This window comes from Actinoalloteichus sp. GBA129-24 (assembly GCF_001941645.1).
Classification (GTDB): domain Bacteria; phylum Actinomycetota; class Actinomycetes; order Mycobacteriales; family Pseudonocardiaceae; genus Actinoalloteichus_A; species Actinoalloteichus_A fjordicus.
Genome location: NZ_CP016077.1, coordinates 3,921,498 through 3,938,453, shown reverse-complemented (window position 1 = coordinate 3,938,453; position 16,956 = coordinate 3,921,498). Strand labels below are relative to the sequence as shown.

Genomic DNA, 16,956 nt, shown 5'->3' with positions numbered 1-16,956 from the left:
AGGAACCATGACGGCGGATCGCGGGCGGGTGTGCATCATCGGTGCCGGGCCAGCCGGCTTGTCGGCGGCCAGGGCCTTTCGGCGGCTCGGTATTCCCTACGACCAGTACGAACGGCATTCCGACGTCGGCGGCATCTGGGATCTGGACAATCCCGGAACACCGATGTACGAGTCCGCGCATTTCATCTCCTCACGGAAGACCTCCGGCTTCTTCGACTTCCCGATGCCCGACTCGTTCCCCGACTACCCGAGCAACCGGCTGATCCTCCGGTACACGCGGGATTTCGCGACCACCCACGGTCTACTCGAGTCGATCCGGTTCCGCACGGTCGTCGACGCGGTCGAGCGCGTCGACGACGCCTGGCGGGTGACCCTCGACGACGGCTCCCGCCAGGACTATCGCGCGGTAGTGTGCGCGACGGGAACCACATGGGCGCCGCGCATGCCTGCGCCTGCCGGCGAGTTCGCCGGGGAGATCCGGCATTCCTCGACCTATCGTGACCCGCTGGAGTTCCGGGGCAGGCGCGTCCTGGTGGTCGGTCTTGGCAATTCCGGCGCCGACATCGCCTGCGATGCCGCGGCCCATGCCGCCGCCGCTTTCGTCAGCGTCCGGCGGGGCTACCACGTGATCCCGAAGCATGTCTTCGGCATTCCGAGCGACGAGTTCAGCGAACGCGGTCCGAGGCTGCCGCCGCGAATCGAGCAGCGGCTGTTCCGGGCGCTGCTGCGTCTGATCCAGGGCGATCTCACCAGGTACGGGCTGCCGAAACCGGATCACCAGTTGTTCGAGACGCATCCGCTGCTCAACAGTCAGCTCATCCACCACCTGCAACACGGCGACGTCGCGATCCGTCCCGACGTCGCCCGGCTGGCAGGCTCTCGGGTCCGGTTCGCCGACGGCAGCACCGAGGAGATCGACCTCGTGCTGTACGCCACCGGCTACGACTGGAACATCCCCTACGCGGAGAAGTACTTCGACTGGCGGGACGGCAGGCCGGACCTCTACCTGACGGCGTTCAACCGGCGACACCACAACCTGTTCGGGCTCGGCTACATCGAGATCAACTCCAGCGCGTACACCGTCTTCGACCACATCAGCAACATCATCGCCCAGTATCTGCACGACCAGGCCCACGCGCCCGACCGCGCCGAGCGGTTCGACCGGATGATCGCCGCCGACCGCCCGGACCTCAGCGGCGGCATCCGGTTCGTGAACTCGCCACGACATCGCTCCTATGTGGACGCGCACGCCTACCGTCGACATCTGGCCGAGGTGCGCGACCGCGTCGGCTGGACTGACCTGACCTCGGGCATGTTCGACCGGCCTGCGGCGCCGCAGGGGGTGCGAGGATGAAGACGGCGGTCGTCACCGGAGCGGCAGGCGCCATCGGCACCGCCGTCTGCAGGAGACTGAACCTACGCGGCTTCCATGTCATCGCCGTGGACCTGGACACCGAGGGGCTGGACCGACTCCCGGAGCCGGTGACCCGGCTCGCGATCGACCTCACGGCCCCCGACTTCCATCCGGCCGTCGTGGCCGAGATCGCGGCACGGGGCGCGCGGTGCGATCTGCTCGTCAACAACGCGGGCATCGTGGTGACCAGGCCGTTCGAGGAGGTCACCGTCGCGGAGAGCCGTCGCGAACAGTCGGTCAACCTCCAGGCACCCATGCAGCTCAGCCGCGCGCTGTACCCCGCATTGCGGGCCGCCCGAGGCCACATCGTGTCCGTCGTGTCGATGGGCGCGCTGCTACCGCTGGCGGAGAGCGCGGGCTACAGCGCCTCGAAGGCGGGACTACGAGCCTTCATGCTCGCTCTGGCGATGCTCGAACGCGAGACCGGGGTGCGCGTCGGCATGGTGCATCCCGCCTCGGCGGACACCGCGATGCTGCGGCACGAGGTCACCGACGGCGGGTCCGCACTCAACTTCCTCGGCGACCCGATGAGCGCGGACACCGTCGCCGCGGCCGTCGTGGCCAATCTCGACCGCCCCCGGCTCGAGACCTACCTGCCCCGATACGACGGATGGCTGCTCAAGACCGTCGGCCTGACGCCGGGTCTGCTGCCGCGCCTCCGCCCCCTGCTCGAACGCCTGGCACAGCCGGGACTGCGGAGATACCGGCGCAGGCACGGCCTCTGATGATCGGTCGGGGCGCGGTGGGGCGTCGGTGCCGAGGAGAAGGAACACCGGCTGCGGGCTCCATCGTCGATGACCTGATGGCCCGTCTCGAGTCGTCGGCCGCACGGCGCGGGGCCGTGACAGTTGTCGGAGCATCGATGCTTGACAAGCAGTTACTGCTCCGAGAAGGCGAATCGGGTGCACGGGAGGCTGACACCGGTGTCGCCGGTTCGTAGCGTCGTTCCCGACGACGCCGTTCGAGCCCAGGAGATGCGAAATGAGAACAAGGCTCGATGTCATGGGTGTGGCGGTCGGCCTGGTCGGGATGCTGCTGGCGGGTGCACCCGCCGCCGCGAGCTCGGGAGGGACGACGGAGTCGGGAACGTGGTATCTGGACGACTTCGAGCAGCGGTTGTGCGTCGTGGCCGAGCGAGGGTGGCGGGACACTTACGTCTGGGCGCCCATATTCGGAGAGTGGTCCACCCCGATCATCATCGGGGTGCGGAACATGCCTGCCGGCTCGACCAGCCCGGAGGGAACCATCGCGCCCGGATCGCACCCTGGCCCGGGGATCAGGTACTTCGCCGAGCTCTCGCTTGCGCCCGCTCCCGTCGGCGTCTACCACGCCGAGGTGTGGGCCGACGACGGCACCGTGACTCAGACCGCACCAGTGCGGCTCAACTACCAGGAGCGCTGCCCCTGACACCGGGCCGCCGATCCGACCGAGGCGCGCTCCAGGAGTGGACTTCCTTCCGGGATGAGGCCGTGGAGGAAGTCCACTCCGCTGCTGAAGTGCGGCCCGTCAGCCGCTGACGGCACCACCGATACGACACCGCCACCATGCCCAGGCCTTCGCTGACCAACTCAAACCTGGAAAGGGAAGTGATCACGGACACGCTCGCCTGCGTCTCGGGCAGGCGGCCTCATGCCGAATCGTCATGTCAGCGGAGTAAGCGCATGGCGAGCACGGTTCCATCCGGGTGAACCGACACCGGCCCACCCCACGAGCGGTCTGCGGACTTGCCGGGCCAGGTGGAGCGGCGCTGGTAGATCTCGCGACGATACTGGTTCACTTGTCCGCGAGTGAGGAGGCCGTACAGGTCGTCGGCTACGCCGGAGAAGGCCTCCACCCGGGTCCCGTTCAGCCGGAAGACGTGGTCGGTACCGACGAAGCGAATACCGAGGAGTGTGTGGTCCGCATCCTGCACACTCCACGCGGTGCCCCTTTGCGTCGAGCCTGTGCGGGCGACCTCCACACAGCGGCGGTGCTGAAGACTCATCCATCAGGGCACCATCGGATGATCGCGGTGCTCGATGTCACCGACTCCACCAATCCCGGCCGCACCGATCCCGTCAGGTCGCGGCACTTCGGGACGTGACTAGGCCGTGTTTCAGGTAGCGGGTGAGTCTTGGGCGGATAGCTCTACGGCCAGTTCCATACAGCGCAGGCGGGCTGGGGAGAAGTCGTAGGGCATCTTGCCGATGGCTTCGAACGCGCTCATGGAGTTCGCCTCCCGCCTGCCAGCGCCGAGGTCGGCCTCGTCCTCGCCGTCATCGGCGGTAGCAGGGTGCAGAGCGTCCCAGGCGTCGAAGAGGGCATCGTCGTCCTTGTCCAAGCCGGACTCCTCGATGACGGCATGCAGGGCGCTTTTCGAAGGCGTGCCGCTCGACGGCCACGTGAGCCACCCGTGGATCATCGACGGCGACGCTGTCATCGAGTGCCTCCTCGACGTCGTCGATGCGGTCGGAATCCTCCCGCAGAGTGGGGTGCGTGGCCAGGACGATGAAGCGGGTGGCCTGGACGGCCGCGCCGAGCGGGCCGAAGATCCGCTCCGTGACCAGCAGAGTGTCCAGGTCCGCCTGACGCAGGGAGCTTTCGGGCAGGCTCTTGAGGCGTTCGGTGACGAAGTCGGTGAGCAGGCCCATCCGGCTGCCTTCGGTGCGCATCCGCTGCACGGCGGTTCGTTGCCGCCGCAGTTCCGCCTCCTGCTCGGCGAGGGTTTCCTCCAACCGCTCCAGGATGCCCGCGATACCGTCTCTGCCGTCCGCACCGGCGGAAGCCATGCCGGTGGTGAAGGCATCACGGATGTCGTCCAGGCGATCCCGGCGTCGGCCATCTTGCGAATCCACAGCAGGCGGATCATGTCCTCGTACCCGTAGCGGCGGCGATCATTACCGCCCCGCTCAGGCTCGGGGAGCAGGCCGATCTCGTGGTAATGGCGAATCGCCCGTGGCGTGGTGCCGGCAAAGGCAGATCCCGCCACGGAACTCCGGTCCGAACTCGCCACCGCACCCCGTCTACCAGCCGCCGACAGCCAGGCCACTCGCGACTTACACCCACCGCAGGCAGCAACGGCTCCAGCACCGACCACTGCGCATCAGAGAGATCGCCTCGCCCCACATCTTGATCAGCATCGTTCAGGGCGCGCACAGGAATCCGAACCTGGAACACGGACTAGCGGCCGGCTCCGAAGGTCGCGTGCACGGTCGCGCCGATCTGCTGCTGGCTCGGGTCGGCGTCGGTGCCGAAGAGTCGCTCATCGACCTTACTGACGCTCCTCATCGCCGCATCCATGATGCGGCGCCCTTCTTCGGTGAGCTCGATCGCGGAGGCGGCACCCGCCCGAGCGGTGTTGTCGCGTACGAGGCCGGCGGCCGCGAGTGATTTCACTGCCGCATGGACGCTCTGGACGGTGATCCCAGACATGCGGGCCAAATCGCTGAAGGAGACTCCCGGCACGCCGGTGATATGCCCGAGCAGCCCGAAGCGGCTCACCGTCAATCCGAGGTCCGCAAGAGCCTCGGCCAGCTCGATCTCGATGCGGCGGGCCAAACTGAGCAGCACAATCGACGGACTGATCGTCGGCGCGTCCATGCACTCATCTTCGTCTGCCACCCCGCCATTTTCCCCACGGGGAGCCCCGGTCGCACCCGCTGGGTCAGTCCATGGTCGTCCCGTAAGGTGGCTCTGCTAGCCTTCAGGCTGGCTGAAGGTTGGGTGTGGGCGATGAGAGTCTGTTGCCCCTGTGTCGCCCGGTGCGCTGCCGTCGTCGACATCCGGCCCACCGCCCACGCCTCGCGGGCCGACGGGCCCGTCGGATCCCCTGACTGCTCCCATTCTGACGCTGCGAACGGATCGGAACCCTGTGACCGTGTTGGACATCATCCACTTGTGCCTCCTGGCCACTCACCTACTCGGCATGGCCGCGATCGTAGGCACGTTCTTCGTGCAGATGCGTGCGCAGGCGAACTTCGCCACCGGCGTCATGCTCGGCGGAGCTGCCGTCCAGATGGCCAGCGGTCTCGCCCTGGTCGGCGTGCTTCAGGTATCAGATGGCGGGGTCAATCACGTCAAGATCGCTGCGAAGCTCCTCATCGCGCTGGCGGTACTCATCGCCGCCGTTCTCGCCAACCGCGCACAGCGCCGCGAAGGCAAGGTCAAGCCGCTGTTCCATACCGCAGGCGGACTGGCGATTGTGAACGTGTTGGTCGCCGTTCTATGGCAGTAGGGACCGTTCCCACTCGGTCGAGGATCCAGCTGAGGCGTCGCTCTCGACATCGCGGCCGGTTCTGATGGGCACTCGATGACTCGCAGACACGCGGGCCGGTCCATCGGTCTTCCCGCCCACCTCGCCGCCTATGACGTCGATCCTGAGACCGCAGGCGATCGTGATCAGGAGGGGAGCCGGTGAGCGCTGGCTGTCACGATACCGGGTGATCCACTGCCTACGACGACGCGATCCGGAACCCGACTCCCATGCCGGACGGGACGATCCGTGGTTTGGTGACCGGCAGGGGAGGAGGCGGTGCGCGTCCCGGTTTCCTCGATCGCCGGAGGCAGCGACCAGAGCCGGTCCAGCCCGTCTACTGCGGTCAGGCCGGTCCGGCGAGCCCGATCGCGAGGCCGGTGAGCAGGGCGGCGCCTGCCAGCTGTGACTTCTTCATGGTTCGCCAGTTCCCTTAGTCGTGGTCGAGAGCATCGGGATGCAGCCAGCCTGCCAACTCCTCCAGCCCGTCGAGGGTGTGAGTGATGCCGGTGGCCAACGCCGATGCGGCGGGCAGGATCAACACGCGGTCCTCCGTCATCGCGGGAAGGTCGGCGACGGCAGGGTTCTCGAGTACGGCGTCGAAGGAGTCACGGCCGCTGCCCTTGACGTCGACGAGCAGGATGGCGTCGGGTTCCGCGGAGACGATCAGCTCCGGGTCGGCGGGTCCGGTGGCGCGTACTCCGGCGGCCTCGGCGGCCGATTCGCCGCCGCCGAGCTCGATGAGGGCGGAGGTGAAGGCGTCGGGGCCGATGACGAACGGGGTGCCTGCCTGATTGCTCAGCGCCAGCACCGAGGGTCGATCCAGGTCGGCGACCGCATCGGCGACGGCGTCGCGTCTGAGGTTCATCTCCTCGACGAGGCTCTCGGCCTGTTCCTCGGCATCGAGTGCTTCTCCGAGCAGCATCAGATTGGCGGCGATGTCGTCGAGGTCGTCCCAGTGCTCCATCGCCAACACCGGGATGCCGGTGCCCCCGAGCACGGACGCTGCGTCCTGCTCGCCCTCATGGCGAGGGGTGAGCAGGATGAGGTCGGGTTCGTATGAGAGCACCTGGTCCGGATCGGGGTCGTTGCCTGGTGCCAGCTGTTCGGGCACGGATGCGGCGTCCTCGACGTGATTGCCGAGGCTCGGCGAGCTGAGGTTCCTGGGTACGGCGACGAGTCGCTCCGGGCCGATCAGCTCCAAGGCAGCTTCGGCCACGTCCGGGGACAACGCGGCGATGCGCTGGGGTTCGGCCTCGATGGTCACGGGTTCGGCGCCCCCTTGGTCGATCACTTTCGGATAGCCCGACTGAACGGCGGTGGGATCTGTTTCCGGCGCCTCGGCCGGGGTCGTGCCGCAGCCTGCGGCCAGCAGTACCGCCACCAGCACCGCTCCTGCCAGGGAAGATACTCGTCTGGGGACGCTCATGCGTCGTCTCCTGATCTCGTGTCGATGATGTCCAGTGGGATCACCCGCAGGCAGCGGGTGTCGGGATCTCGTCGGATGACGCTGCGCACCTGGTACGCGAGTGCGATGTTCTGCTCGGTCAGCACGTGCTCCGGTGTGCCGTCGGCGAGCACGCGGCCCTCGTGGAGCAGGGCCACTCGGTCGCAGAAGCGAGCTGCCTGGTCCAGGTCGTGCAGGACGACGACCAGCGCGGTCCCCTCGGTGGAGAGGTTTCGTAACAGCTGGAGAACGTGGAGCTGATGGCGCAGATCCAGCGCGGCGACCGGCTCGTCGAGCAACAGCACCTCGGGTTGTTGAGTCAGTGCCTTGGCGATGTGGACGAGCTGTCGTTCGCCGCCGGAGAGGGTGGTGACCTCCTGGTCCGCCCACCGCTCGGCTCCTGCCGTGCGCAGTGCCTGGTCGGCGATGCCTTCGTCTTCGGCCCGCAACGGGGCGAACCGGCCCAGATGCGGATGTCGTCCCATCAGGACCACCTGCCTGGCGGTGAAATCAAAGTCGAGTCTGGTGTCCTGCGGCACGTGGGCGAGGCTTCTGGCCACGGTGCGGGGCCGTAGCGTCCGCAGCGGTTTCTCGCCTAACCGCACCGTGCCGCTGTCAGGTCGTCGTAGCCCCGCCAGCGCGGACAACAGGGTGCTCTTGCCCGCACCATTGGGGCCCACCAGGGCCAGCACCTCACCGGGGCGGACTGCCAGCTCGACGTCGGTGAGCACGGGTCGCCCGTCGATCACTACGCCGACGCCCTCGGCGACGAGTCGGGGCGGCCCGTCGGTCCGGATTCGATCCAGGTCGGTCACGGCGTGGCCTTCCGCTTGCGTCGCAGCACCAGCAGCAGGAACACCGGGGCGCCGATCAGTGCGGTCACCGTGCCGGTCTGGAGGATCACCGGGCTGAACAGCATCCGCGCGCCGAGGTCGGCCAGTACCAGGAAGGAGCCGCCGAGCAGTGCCGAGGCGGGCAGCAGCAGCCGGTGATCCGGGCCGATCGCCAGGCGGACGAGATGCGGCACGACCAGGCCGACGAAGCCGATGGCGCCCGCCACGGCCACGGAGGCTCCGGTGATCACCGCCGCGAGTGTCAGCAGGACACGCCGGGTTCGGACGACGTCCACACCGGCGGCCTGGGCCGCTCCCTCGCCGAGCAGGAGCATGTTGAGGTCACGGGTGAAGACGAGGGATGCCGCCACCCCGAGGGCCACCGGCAGCACCGCCATCCCGACGTGCTCCCAGGTGCGAGCCACCAGGTCACCGTTGAGCCAGAACACGATGCCGCGTACGTCCCGGTCGTCGGGTACGTTCGCGATCACCGCGCTGATCACTGCTCCGAGCAGCGCATTGAGCGCGATCCCGATCAGCAGCAGCGTCGCCGCAGACCGATCCCGGCGCACCGCGGCGACCATATGTACCAAGATCAGCGCGGCCAGGGCACCCGTGAAGGCAGCGGCGGGCAGGACCCAGCGACCTGCGGCCGTGGCCCCGCCCGCCAGGACCAGCACCGATCCGGCAGCGGCGCCACTGGAGACTCCCGTCACCCCCGGATCGGCGAGTGGATTGCGAAACAGGGCCTGCATGATCGTGCCCGCCACCGCCAGCGCCATCCCGACGAGCAGCGCGACCAGGACTCGCGGCAACCGGATCGTCTCGACGACGAGCTCATGTCGGCTTCCTCCGGACGACTCGGGACTGACCTGGTCGAGCAGGATGACGATGGTGTCGAGGAAGGGGATCCGGACCGGCCCGACTGACACGGCCACGATCACGACGAGGATCAACAGCATCGCGAGCGAGCCGAGGACGAGGACGGCGCGTGACGCGCGCCTGCGCGGCGGCACGAGAGAATCGGGGATCGAGGCGTTCACCAGCGGGCTCACCTAGCGGGACGAGACTCCCGCACTGATTGAAGTGAAAATCGTTGTCAATTGATTCGACAGTGAAGCCTGCCGCGACAGGGACAGTCAACTGTTCGTGAGCTGCGCCGCATTTCGGTCCTGCCTGCCCCGGATGTCGTGTGCGCGCGGTGATCATTCGGGCTCGCTGTGCAGGCCGGCTGCCTGGTCGCAGCCCTTCGGCCGTCGCGGAACACGGACTCATCGACGGGCGGAGCGTCGCAGCTTTGTTCGTCGTCACCACCGCCGGACCGACTGCCGGAACCCGTGCTGGGCATGGTGATCGTCGCGATGACGACGAGATGCGAGGCGGATCCGACAGCACCGTCGACGTGCTGATCAGGCGGCCTTGCCTGCCGTCCGCGGTGGACGCTGCCGCCATGTCACGACCACGCCCGCGAACATGCCGTTCGCTTGCCGGAGTCCGGATCGGCCACCAGGACCCCCACGTTGCCGAATCCCTTGACAATGCGACAACAAAAGGCAGAATCAGGCAACAACAAACAGGAAGCGGAGCTAACCGGGCATGTACGGAGCGGAACGTCAGCAGTTGTTGATGCAGCGGGCCCGGCGGGACGGGCGTATCGACGTGATGGCCGCGTCCGACGAACTGGCCGTGGCACCGGAGACGATCCGCCGCGACCTCGGTGCGCTGGAACGACAAGGGCTGGTTCGGCGCGTCTACGGCGGCGCGATTCCCGTCGAGCGATTGGACTTCGAGCCGGGTGTCTCTCAGCGCGATGCCACCAATGCTGCGGAGAAGGAACGCATTGCCCGCACCGCCGTCGCCCTACTTCCGCAGCGCGGCACGCTGTTGTTCGACGCCGGAACCACCACGACCAGGCTGGCCGGTCTACTGCCCTCGGACCGAGAGCTGACCGTGGTGACCAACGCGCTGCCGGTGGCCAATCAGCTCGCCCCCCGATCGCACTGCACGCTGTTCATGCTCGGCGGGCGGATCCGGGGCACCACACTCGCAGCGGTGGAATCGTGGGCGCTGGACGTCCTGGCCGGTCTCACCATCGACGTCGGTTTCTTCGGTGCCAACGGTTTCTCGCCGCAGCGCGGCTGCACCACCCCCGACCCGGTGGAAGCCGCGGTGAAGGCGGCGATGATCCGGGCCTGCCGCAGGCGGATCCTGCTGGCCGACAGCAGCAAATACGGCGACGACCAGTTCAGCCGGTTCGCCGAGATCTCCGACATCGACGTCGTGGTCACCGACACCAGGCTCGACGAGGTGGCGGTCGCGGCACTGAACGAGGCCGAGAGCGAGGTGATCCTCGCGTGATCGTCACTGTGACGCCCAATCCGAGCCTGGACAGGACGATCCTGGTAGACGAGTTGGTGCGCGGGGCGGTGCACCGGGCCCGGCGGGTGCGACTGGATCCGGGTGGCAAGGGGGTCAATGTCGCCCGCGCCCTCGCCGCAGCCGGCCGGTCCACTCTGGCGCTGCTGCCCTCCGGCGGCGCGGAGGGCGTCCGGCTGGCCGAACTGCTCGCCCCCGAGGCGGTTCCGGTGGTCGAGGTGCCGATCCGCTCTGCCACCCGCAGCAACCTCGCCGTGGTGGATGCCGACGGCACCACCAGCAAGTTCAACGAACCCGGCCCGGAGCTGACCGAGGCCGAGATCGCCGCCCTGGAGACGAAGGCCGCCGAACTCGGGGCGCGCGCGGACTGGCTCGTTGCCTGCGGCAGCCTGCCGCCGGGCTGCCCCGCCGATCTGCACGCCCGACTCGTGCACGCCGCGCGTCGCTCGGGCGCCCGAGTGGCGGTCGACGCCTCCGGACCTCCGCTGGCAGCGGCCTGCGCGGCCGATCCGGACCTGGTCACCCCCAACCTGGCCGAGTGCGCCGAACTCGCCGGACGTCCGCTCCACCACCTCGGCGACGTCCTCGACACCGCCCGGCGACTGCGCGCATCGGGAGTGGGCACGGTGCTGGTCAGCCTCGGCGAACACGGCGCGGTACTGGTGGAGGACACCGGAAGCTGGCACGCCAGCAGCACCGCCTCCGTGGTGCGCAGCACAGTCGGCGCCGGTGATGCAACCCTGGCCGGCTTCCTGCTCGCAGGTGCGGCAGGACCCTCGGCGCTGCGCACCGCCGTCGCCTACGGCACGGCGGCGGTCGAACAGGCGGGCACCCGGATGCCCGCCCCGAAGGATCTGCGCACGGGCGACGTGCGCGTGTCGGAAGCAGATGCATCTCTGAGCCTCGACGGAGCGGCCTTATGACAGACGCACTGATCACCTCGGATCTGGTCGACCTGGAACTGGTCGACACCGAACGACGCGCCGTGGTGCGCTCGCTGGCGAGCAGGCTCGTCGCCGCAGGCAGGGTCACCGACATCGACAGGTTCCTGGCCGACGTCGAGGCGCGCGAACAGCAGATGCCCACCGGCCTGGAGGGCGGCATCGGCATCCCGCACTGCCGTTCGACGGCGGTGACCGCCCCGACGCTGGCGTTCGGCCGCAGCACCGCCGGGGTCGACTTCGGTGCCGAGGACGGCCCCGCACGGCTCGTCTTCCTGATCGCCGCGCCCGACGGTGCCGACGCCGACCACCTGAAAGTGCTCGCCGCACTGGCCCGCAGGCTGATGCGTGCGGAGTTCACCCAGACCCTCTTGACCGCCGTCGATCCCGAGGCGGTCGCGTCCTACGTGCGCGGGGAGGTCACGCCATGAGATTCGTCGCCGTCACCGCGTGCCCGACGGGCATCGCGCACACCTACATGGCCGCCGAGGCACTGGAACAGGCCGCCAAGGCCGCCGGACACCAGATCCAGGTCGAGACCCAGGGCTCCGCAGGATCCACCCCGCTGTCCATAGCGGACATCCGGGCCGCCGACGCGGTGATCTTCGCCGTCGACGTCGGCGTCCAGGACCGGGAGCGCTTCGCAGGCAAGCCCTTCGTCGAGGCGACGGTGAGACAGGCCGTCAGCGGTTCGGCAGGCTTGATCGACCGGGCGAAGACCGCGGCCGAGCAGCAGACCAGCACCGAGCCTGCGGAACCGGACCCCGCGCCACGACCCCCCGCCGAGCCCGCCGGGACGGGTTTCGGAACCCGGCTACGGCAGTGGCTGATGACCGGCGTCAGCTACGTGATCCCGTTCGTAGCCGCAGGCGGCCTGCTGATCGCGCTGAGCTTCGCGCTCGGCGGCTACGACATCACCGAGGCGCCCCCGGTCACCGAGCGGTTCGACGCAGGCAGCCTGGCAGGCTGGGCCGCGCTGGCGAACCAGATCGGCAGCATCTCCTTCGACTTCCTGGTCCCCGTCCTCGCAGGCTTCATCGCCTTCGCCATGGCCGACCGACCGGCGATCGCCCCCGGATTCGTCGGCGGAGCGATCGCGGTGGTGGTCGGGGCGGGTTTCCTCGGCGGCCTGGTCGCAGGCTTTCTCGCGGGCGCCGTCGTCGGTGCGCTCCGCCGAATCAAGGTGCCCCACGCCCTCGCGGGCGTGATGCCGGTGCTGGTACTGCCGCTGCTGGGCTCGGCGGTGGTCGGCACGCTGATGTTCGTGGTGCTCGGCGGGCCGATCGCCTCGGTCACCGTCGGCCTGACCGACTGGCTCAACAGCCTGGCCGGGGTGAACGCGGCCTTACTCGGCCTGGTCGTCGGAACGATGATCGCCTTCGACGCGGGCGGGCCGGTGAACAAGGCCGCCTACACCTTCGCCGTCGGCGGACTCAGCACCGGCAGCGAGACCGCCCTGGAGTTGATGGCGGCGGTGATGGCGGCAGGCATGGTGCCGCCGCTGGCGCTGGCGCTGGCCGTCACCGTGCGAGCCAAGCTGTTCAGCCCGTCCGAACAGGAGAGCGCCCGACCCGCCTGGCTGCTCGGAGCGTCCTTCATCACCGAGGGCGTGATCCCCTTCGCGGCGGCGGACCCACTGCGGGTGCTGCCCTCGATCATGCTCGGCTCCGCCACCACCGGAGCCCTGTCGATGGCCTTCGGTTCGACGCTGCGGGCTCCGCACGGCGGCCTGTTCGTACTCCCGCTGGTCGGCGGGCCGCTGCTCTATCTGCTGGCGATCGTCATCGGGATGGTGGTGTCGGCCGGGGCGGTGATCCTGGCGAAGCAGATTGGGCGGGCGCCTTCGGGTGCGGGTGTCGGGACTTCGGCTGTGGCGGGGTGAGGTCTGCGGCTCGTGTTGCGGCGAGGCGGTGGCTCCCGTCGTGACGAGAGCCGCCGCCTCGCCGTGACACGAGCCGCGACTCCTGGCGTGACCAGGCCCGCAGCTTTCGCAGTGGCGAACCGAGAATGGAGAAGACGATGCACCGTCAACGTGTCCGGGTGGCAGCTGCCGCCGGTCTGCACGCCAGACCTGCCGCACTACTGGCCAAGACTGCTGCCGCACAAGGAGTCCCGACCTCCATCGCGAAGGTGGTCGACGGCGTGGCGGGGGAGCCGGTCGATGCCGCAAGCATCATCGGGCTGATGACCCTGGGCGCGCACCAGGGAGACGAGGTCGAGATCGCGGCGATCGAGCAGACAGCGGTCGATGCGCTGGTGTCTCTGGTGGGTCGCGATCTCGACGGGGAAGCGGTGGCCGGGTGAGCGGACGGGTGTACTCGGTGGTCGCTGCGGGTAGATTTCTGGCGAGGAAACCCGCTCGGTTAGTGGACTTCTGGTAGATCTTGTGCGAGACCGTGTGGTTGGATTCAGGTCCTGAGAACAGCGCTAGGACTCCGGCGTCGATGGCTGGGCCAGGGTTAGTGTGATGATGAGGTAATGATCAGCCCTGCCGATATCGACGTAGCTGACCTACTGCGCAGGTGGCGTGGTTCTGCGGAAGGCTGCGCGGACCAACTGCCAACAGAGGCGTCTGGGCTGCCCGGGCCGCTGGCGGAATGGTACACCCTGACGTCTCTTTTTCCGGAAGTACGTTCGGCCGGGGTCAGGATTTACGAGCCGACGATCTGTTCGAGGACAACGTGGCCAGACTGTCGCCGATGGCCGATCGCCGCGTTCGGCTTCTCGACGCCGACGAGTCACGGAACTTCAGTGAAGAATTAGTCAGCATCGAGACGGCGTGATCGCAGGGCGCTGCGGAGCGGCCGCGACCGTGGCGGGCTGGTCTCGCCCAGGGCGGAGTGGAGACCTACTCGATCGACTGCGGGCACGAGGAGATGACGAACGTGGAACTAGTTCTGAGCATCGGAAGGATCGTCTCGGGCGTGTTCACACGGTACGGTTCAGAGCGGTAATCAGCGCTGGAGTCTTCTGTTGTGAAAGTCTGGCCGGAGGAATTATCGACGTGCCCAGGAAGGAGTCCGACGACGCCAAGGTGAGACTGGGCAGTCGCTTCCACCGGCTCTTCGGTGCCACGCTCGTGTCGGCCATCGGCACCGGCATGCACGCCGCCGTGTTGCCCCTGCTGGCCCTGCAGATCAGCAGCAGCCCGATGGCGTTGAGCCTCGTCGTCGTGGCCGCCGAGATTCCCTGGGTGCTGGTCTCGCTGCACGCCGGTGTCGTGGTGGACCGGCTGGACCGCAGGCGGGTGATGGTGTGGGCGGATCTGGGCCGGTTCGCCGTCCTGGTCGCTCTCGCGGTGCTCATCCTGACTGCGCAGGTGAACCTGGTGTGGCTGGTGCTCGCGGCGTTCCTGCTGGGCATCGGCCAGGTCTTCTTCGACGTCGCCGCCCAGTCGGCCATTCCCGATTTCGTGTCGCGGGACCCGCGGAACCTGGCAACGGCGAACGGGCGGATTGCCGCGGCGGAGAGCAACGGTGAGGACTTCGTGGGCCCCCCGCTCGGCGCCGCCCTGTTCGGTGTGTGGAACTTCCTGCCGTTCGCGGGCAACGCTCTCTCGTTCGCCGCCAGCGGCCTCGTGATCCTCTCGATCAGGACGGATGGCACGCCGAAGGCGACGTCCGACGCTCCGCGCAAGAGCGTGCGGAGCGAAATCGTCGAGGGCATTCGGTGGCTGTTCGGGAACCGGATCCTGCGGGCACTGGCCACGGTGTCCTGCCTTGGCAACGTCGTCGCCACCGCTCAGTTCGCGATGCTCGCGCTGCTGGCCAAGGAGGTCCTCGAACTTCCGGATTTCGGGTTCGGTCTGTTACTGATGGCCACTGCGGTGGGCGCAACGGTCGGGGGACTGGCGGCCGCGGCCGCCAGGAAGCGGTTCGGCTCCGGCACGGTGCTGCTCACCGGAAAAACCGGAGTCGGCGCGGCCGTTCTGGTTCTGGGACTCGTCGACAATGCGTGGGTTGCGGCCGCGATGATGATGGTGACCGGTGCGTTGATGACTGCAGAGAAAGTCGTCGTGAGCACATTGCGCCAGCAGATCGTGCCTCCTGAACTCTTGGGGAAGGTGCTCTCGTCGAGCAGACTGGTGGTAATGACCGGCGGGCCGGTCGGTGCGCTACTCGGCGGCGTTCTCGCCAGCGTGTTCACCGTCCAGGTCTCGTATGCCGCCGGTGGGGTCTTTCTCATCCTGGTGGCGCTGGTCTTCTCTCCCGTGCTGAACAATCGCGCCCTGGTAAGCGCTCCGGACGAGGCGGCCGAGTGAGCGCGAGAATACGCGGCCGCGCGGACGATGCCGCTCCGCACCACGGCTCGAGATATGTCGTCATCAAACGAGGGACGAGGTGCTCTGATCAGCTGCGGAATCAAGCCGTCGCACGACGGTGCGGTCGCGGTCATCGAGGACGGCTGCCTCCGATTCCGGGTCGAACCGCCGGGTAACAGAGCTTCGCGCGGGCACGGGACGGCTAGGGTGGCGAAGAATGTCTCCGCAGTTGGCCTACGGGTTTCCCGAGTTCAACTCGTTCACCGAAGCCGGTGAGACGACCGGTAGACAAGTTCATCGACTAGGACCCGGCGGTGGGGTGACTTCCCGGTGGAAGCTGGCGCGTGGACCGAGGCGACCCAATGGGCCGTTCCGCTGCGCGGCCGGGTGGTCCTCAATCTTCTGCGGGCGGTGAGTCACGGCGTGAATCTCGGCGAGCGGAGCGGGTCCATCGTTGCGCGTGTGTTGCGATGTATTCTCGGAACTCCTCGGGTCCTACGATGGTGAACTCGATGTCGGTGAGGATCAGGACGAGGGCGAGCCATTCGTAAGAGTCGACATGGGCGGTGTAACGGCAGCGGCCGTTTGCGAGAGGTTCGAGCACACCGTCGATGCGATGCAGGCGCACGGATGCGTCCTGAGCACTCGTCTGGAGAGTAAGCGTGATGGTGTGCATCGGAGTTCTACGGAAGTGCTCGTGGGTGTATCCGAGGAGGTCGTCGGAGGGCACCGGCCTCGGGATGAATCCGGTGCCGGGGACCGGGCTGTCGGTCATCCGGTCCAGCCGAAACGTGCGCCAGTCGGCACGCCCCCGATCCCAGGCGAACAGATACCATCGTTGCTGCATCCGGAGGAGTCGAGTCGGTTCGACCTGACGCTCGGCGCTGCCTTTTCTACTCTCGTATGTGAAGGTGAGCCTGCGGTGTCCGGAGATCGCTTCCGCGATCGTCGTCAGCAGCGTGGATGCTGGCAGTGGATGCGCGGCGGCAGCGAACTCCACGGCGACCAGCAGTTCGTCGGTGGTGCGCCGCAACTTGGGCGGCAGGATGCGGCGGAGCTTCTCCTCGGCTCGCTGTGCGGCTTCGGCGGCGAAGCCGATCCCGACGTCCCCGGCCACTGCCAGCTTCAACCCCAGGACCGTTGCGATCGCTTCGTCGTCTTCGAGCATGAGGGGTGGCAGTGCCCGGCCGGCGACGAGCCGGTAATTGCCACCGGGACCGCGCGTGCTCGTCACGGGATAGCCCAGCTCCCGCAGGTACTCGATGTCGCGGCGCAGGGTGCGGGGCGTGCACTCGAGTGCAGCCGCAAGGTCGGTGGCAGTCCAGCGTCGGCCGCTCTGCAACAGCGAGAGCAGTCGGAGCATCCGCTCTCGGGGCGAGCCCATCGCACTACCTCTCGTGTGCCGCGAGTTGTGGTCATTATATGACCGCATCTGATCGTAGCGTGAGCAGGT

Annotated in this window: 18 protein-coding genes and 1 pseudogene; 11 read left to right on the top strand and 8 right to left on the bottom strand. The window is 68.0% G+C overall.

The features are described 5' to 3' along the window. Positions 1-7 precede the first annotated feature (7 nt). The 3 genes from UA75_RS17265 (at position 8) to UA75_RS17255 (ending at position 2,821) form a co-directional block, all read left to right on the top strand. Complete coding sequence (locus UA75_RS17265; protein ID WP_198042745.1) at positions 8-1,354, top strand: flavin-containing monooxygenase; 1,347 nt, start codon at positions 8-10, stop codon at positions 1,352-1,354. After that, complete coding sequence (locus UA75_RS17260; RefSeq protein WP_075741116.1) at positions 1,351-2,139, top strand: SDR family NAD(P)-dependent oxidoreductase; 789 nt, start codon at positions 1,351-1,353, stop codon at positions 2,137-2,139. The genes UA75_RS17265 and UA75_RS17260 overlap by 4 nt, the downstream gene beginning before the upstream one ends. A gap of 256 nt (positions 2,140-2,395) precedes the next feature. Beyond that, positions 2,396-2,821, top strand: coding sequence for a DUF5980 family protein (locus UA75_RS17255; protein ID WP_075741115.1), 426 nt, complete (start codon positions 2,396-2,398; stop codon positions 2,819-2,821). A gap of 238 nt (positions 2,822-3,059) precedes the next feature. On the opposite strand, the gene UA75_RS17250 is transcribed toward UA75_RS17255, so the two are convergent. Both UA75_RS17250 and UA75_RS34630 read right to left on the bottom strand, forming a co-directional pair. Beyond that, complete coding sequence (locus UA75_RS17250) at positions 3,060-3,398, bottom strand: hypothetical protein (protein WP_318533255.1); 339 nt, start codon at positions 3,396-3,398, stop codon at positions 3,060-3,062. Positions 3,399-3,509: 111 nt separating this feature from the next. Continuing rightward, the gene (locus tag UA75_RS34630; protein ID WP_232237293.1) at positions 3,510-3,734 is read right to left on the bottom strand and encodes a hypothetical protein; all 225 of its coding nucleotides are present in this window, start codon (positions 3,732-3,734) and stop codon (positions 3,510-3,512) included. Here UA75_RS34630 and UA75_RS34625 point away from each other — a divergent pair. Further along, the gene (locus UA75_RS34625) at positions 3,727-4,278 is read left to right on the top strand and encodes a hypothetical protein (protein WP_232237292.1); all 552 of its coding nucleotides are present in this window, start codon (positions 3,727-3,729) and stop codon (positions 4,276-4,278) included. The two genes, UA75_RS34630 and UA75_RS34625, sit on opposite strands and share 8 nt — an antisense overlap. On the opposite strand, the pseudogene UA75_RS35185 reads toward UA75_RS34625, so the two are convergent. Further along, positions 4,278-4,382 (bottom strand): annotated as a pseudogene (locus UA75_RS35185) (MerR family transcriptional regulator); the annotation flags it as partial. The gene UA75_RS34625 and the pseudogene UA75_RS35185 overlap by 1 nt on opposite strands. Before the next feature lie 191 nt (positions 4,383-4,573). Further along, positions 4,574-5,014, bottom strand: coding sequence for a MarR family winged helix-turn-helix transcriptional regulator (locus UA75_RS17235; RefSeq protein WP_232237291.1), 441 nt, complete (start codon positions 5,012-5,014; stop codon positions 4,574-4,576). Positions 5,015-5,270: 256 nt separating this feature from the next. Between UA75_RS17235 and UA75_RS17230 the strand changes: the two genes are divergently transcribed. Next, positions 5,271-5,627, top strand: coding sequence for a hypothetical protein (locus UA75_RS17230; RefSeq protein WP_157434256.1), 357 nt, complete (start codon positions 5,271-5,273; stop codon positions 5,625-5,627). Between the two features lie 451 nt (positions 5,628-6,078). Here the strand turns inward: UA75_RS17230 and UA75_RS17225 are convergent, their stop codons facing one another. The 3 genes from UA75_RS17225 to UA75_RS17215 are packed head-to-tail and all read right to left on the bottom strand — an operon-like array spanning position 6,079 to position 8,980. Beyond that, complete coding sequence (locus UA75_RS17225) at positions 6,079-7,074, bottom strand: ABC transporter substrate-binding protein (RefSeq protein WP_075741113.1); 996 nt, start codon at positions 7,072-7,074, stop codon at positions 6,079-6,081. Then, positions 7,071-7,907: a heme ABC transporter ATP-binding protein gene (locus UA75_RS17220; RefSeq protein WP_083683273.1), complete on the bottom strand. Its 837-nt coding sequence runs from the start codon at positions 7,905-7,907 to the stop codon at positions 7,071-7,073. Before UA75_RS17220 ends, UA75_RS17225 begins: the two co-directional genes overlap by 4 nt. Further along, the gene (locus UA75_RS17215; RefSeq protein ID WP_232237290.1) at positions 7,904-8,980 is read right to left on the bottom strand and encodes a FecCD family ABC transporter permease; all 1,077 of its coding nucleotides are present in this window, start codon (positions 8,978-8,980) and stop codon (positions 7,904-7,906) included. Before UA75_RS17215 ends, UA75_RS17220 begins: the two co-directional genes overlap by 4 nt. Before the next feature lie 541 nt (positions 8,981-9,521). Here UA75_RS17215 and UA75_RS17210 point away from each other — a divergent pair. The 6 genes from UA75_RS17210 (at position 9,522) to UA75_RS17185 (ending at position 15,503) form a co-directional block, all read left to right on the top strand. Next, positions 9,522-10,283: a DeoR/GlpR family DNA-binding transcription regulator gene (locus UA75_RS17210; protein ID WP_075741112.1), complete on the top strand. Its 762-nt coding sequence runs from the start codon at positions 9,522-9,524 to the stop codon at positions 10,281-10,283. Beyond that, entirely contained in the window at positions 10,280-11,224 is a 945-nt protein-coding gene (gene pfkB / locus UA75_RS17205; protein WP_075741111.1) for a 1-phosphofructokinase, read from the top strand. The genes UA75_RS17210 and pfkB overlap by 4 nt, the downstream gene beginning before the upstream one ends. Beyond that, the gene (locus UA75_RS17200) at positions 11,221-11,673 is read left to right on the top strand and encodes a PTS sugar transporter subunit IIA (protein ID WP_075741110.1); all 453 of its coding nucleotides are present in this window, start codon (positions 11,221-11,223) and stop codon (positions 11,671-11,673) included. The genes pfkB and UA75_RS17200 overlap by 4 nt, the downstream gene beginning before the upstream one ends. Further along, positions 11,670-13,124: a PTS fructose transporter subunit IIC gene (locus UA75_RS17195; RefSeq protein WP_075741109.1), complete on the top strand. Its 1,455-nt coding sequence runs from the start codon at positions 11,670-11,672 to the stop codon at positions 13,122-13,124. Before UA75_RS17200 ends, UA75_RS17195 begins: the two co-directional genes overlap by 4 nt. Positions 13,125-13,261: 137 nt before the next feature. After that, positions 13,262-13,546, top strand: a complete 285-nt coding sequence (locus UA75_RS17190; RefSeq protein WP_075743903.1) for an HPr family phosphocarrier protein — start codon at positions 13,262-13,264, stop codon at positions 13,544-13,546. A 475-nt stretch (positions 13,547-14,021) separates the two neighbouring features. Further along, positions 14,022-15,503 (top strand): MFS transporter, encoded by a 1,482-nt coding sequence (locus UA75_RS17185; RefSeq protein WP_318533254.1) that lies wholly within the window; start codon positions 14,022-14,024, stop codon positions 15,501-15,503. A 394-nt stretch (positions 15,504-15,897) separates the two neighbouring features. On the opposite strand, the gene UA75_RS17180 is transcribed toward UA75_RS17185, so the two are convergent. Further along, on the bottom strand, positions 15,898-16,887 hold the full coding sequence (locus tag UA75_RS17180; RefSeq protein ID WP_075741107.1) for a helix-turn-helix transcriptional regulator: 990 nt from the start codon (positions 16,885-16,887) through the stop codon (positions 15,898-15,900). Positions 16,888-16,956: the final 69 nt, after the last annotated feature.

Coding starts and splice junctions, on each gene's coding strand:
- UA75_RS17265 (WP_198042745.1), top strand. CDS start 8: ATGACGGCGGATCGCGGGCGGGTGTGCATCATCGGTGCCGGGCCAGCC.
- UA75_RS17260 (WP_075741116.1), top strand. CDS start 1,351: ATGAAGACGGCGGTCGTCACCGGAGCGGCAGGCGCCATCGGCACCGCC.
- UA75_RS17255 (WP_075741115.1), top strand. CDS start 2,396: ATGAGAACAAGGCTCGATGTCATGGGTGTGGCGGTCGGCCTGGTCGGG.
- UA75_RS17250 (WP_318533255.1), bottom strand. CDS start 3,398: ATGAGTCTTCAGCACCGCCGCTGTGTGGAGGTCGCCCGCACAGGCTCG.
- UA75_RS17225 (WP_075741113.1), bottom strand. CDS start 7,074: ATGAGCGTCCCCAGACGAGTATCTTCCCTGGCAGGAGCGGTGCTGGTG.
- UA75_RS17210 (WP_075741112.1), top strand. CDS start 9,522: ATGTACGGAGCGGAACGTCAGCAGTTGTTGATGCAGCGGGCCCGGCGG.
- UA75_RS17200 (WP_075741110.1), top strand. CDS start 11,221: ATGACAGACGCACTGATCACCTCGGATCTGGTCGACCTGGAACTGGTC.
- UA75_RS17195 (WP_075741109.1), top strand. CDS start 11,670: ATGAGATTCGTCGCCGTCACCGCGTGCCCGACGGGCATCGCGCACACC.
- UA75_RS17190 (WP_075743903.1), top strand. CDS start 13,262: ATGCACCGTCAACGTGTCCGGGTGGCAGCTGCCGCCGGTCTGCACGCC.
- UA75_RS17180 (WP_075741107.1), bottom strand. CDS start 16,887: ATGGGCTCGCCCCGAGAGCGGATGCTCCGACTGCTCTCGCTGTTGCAG.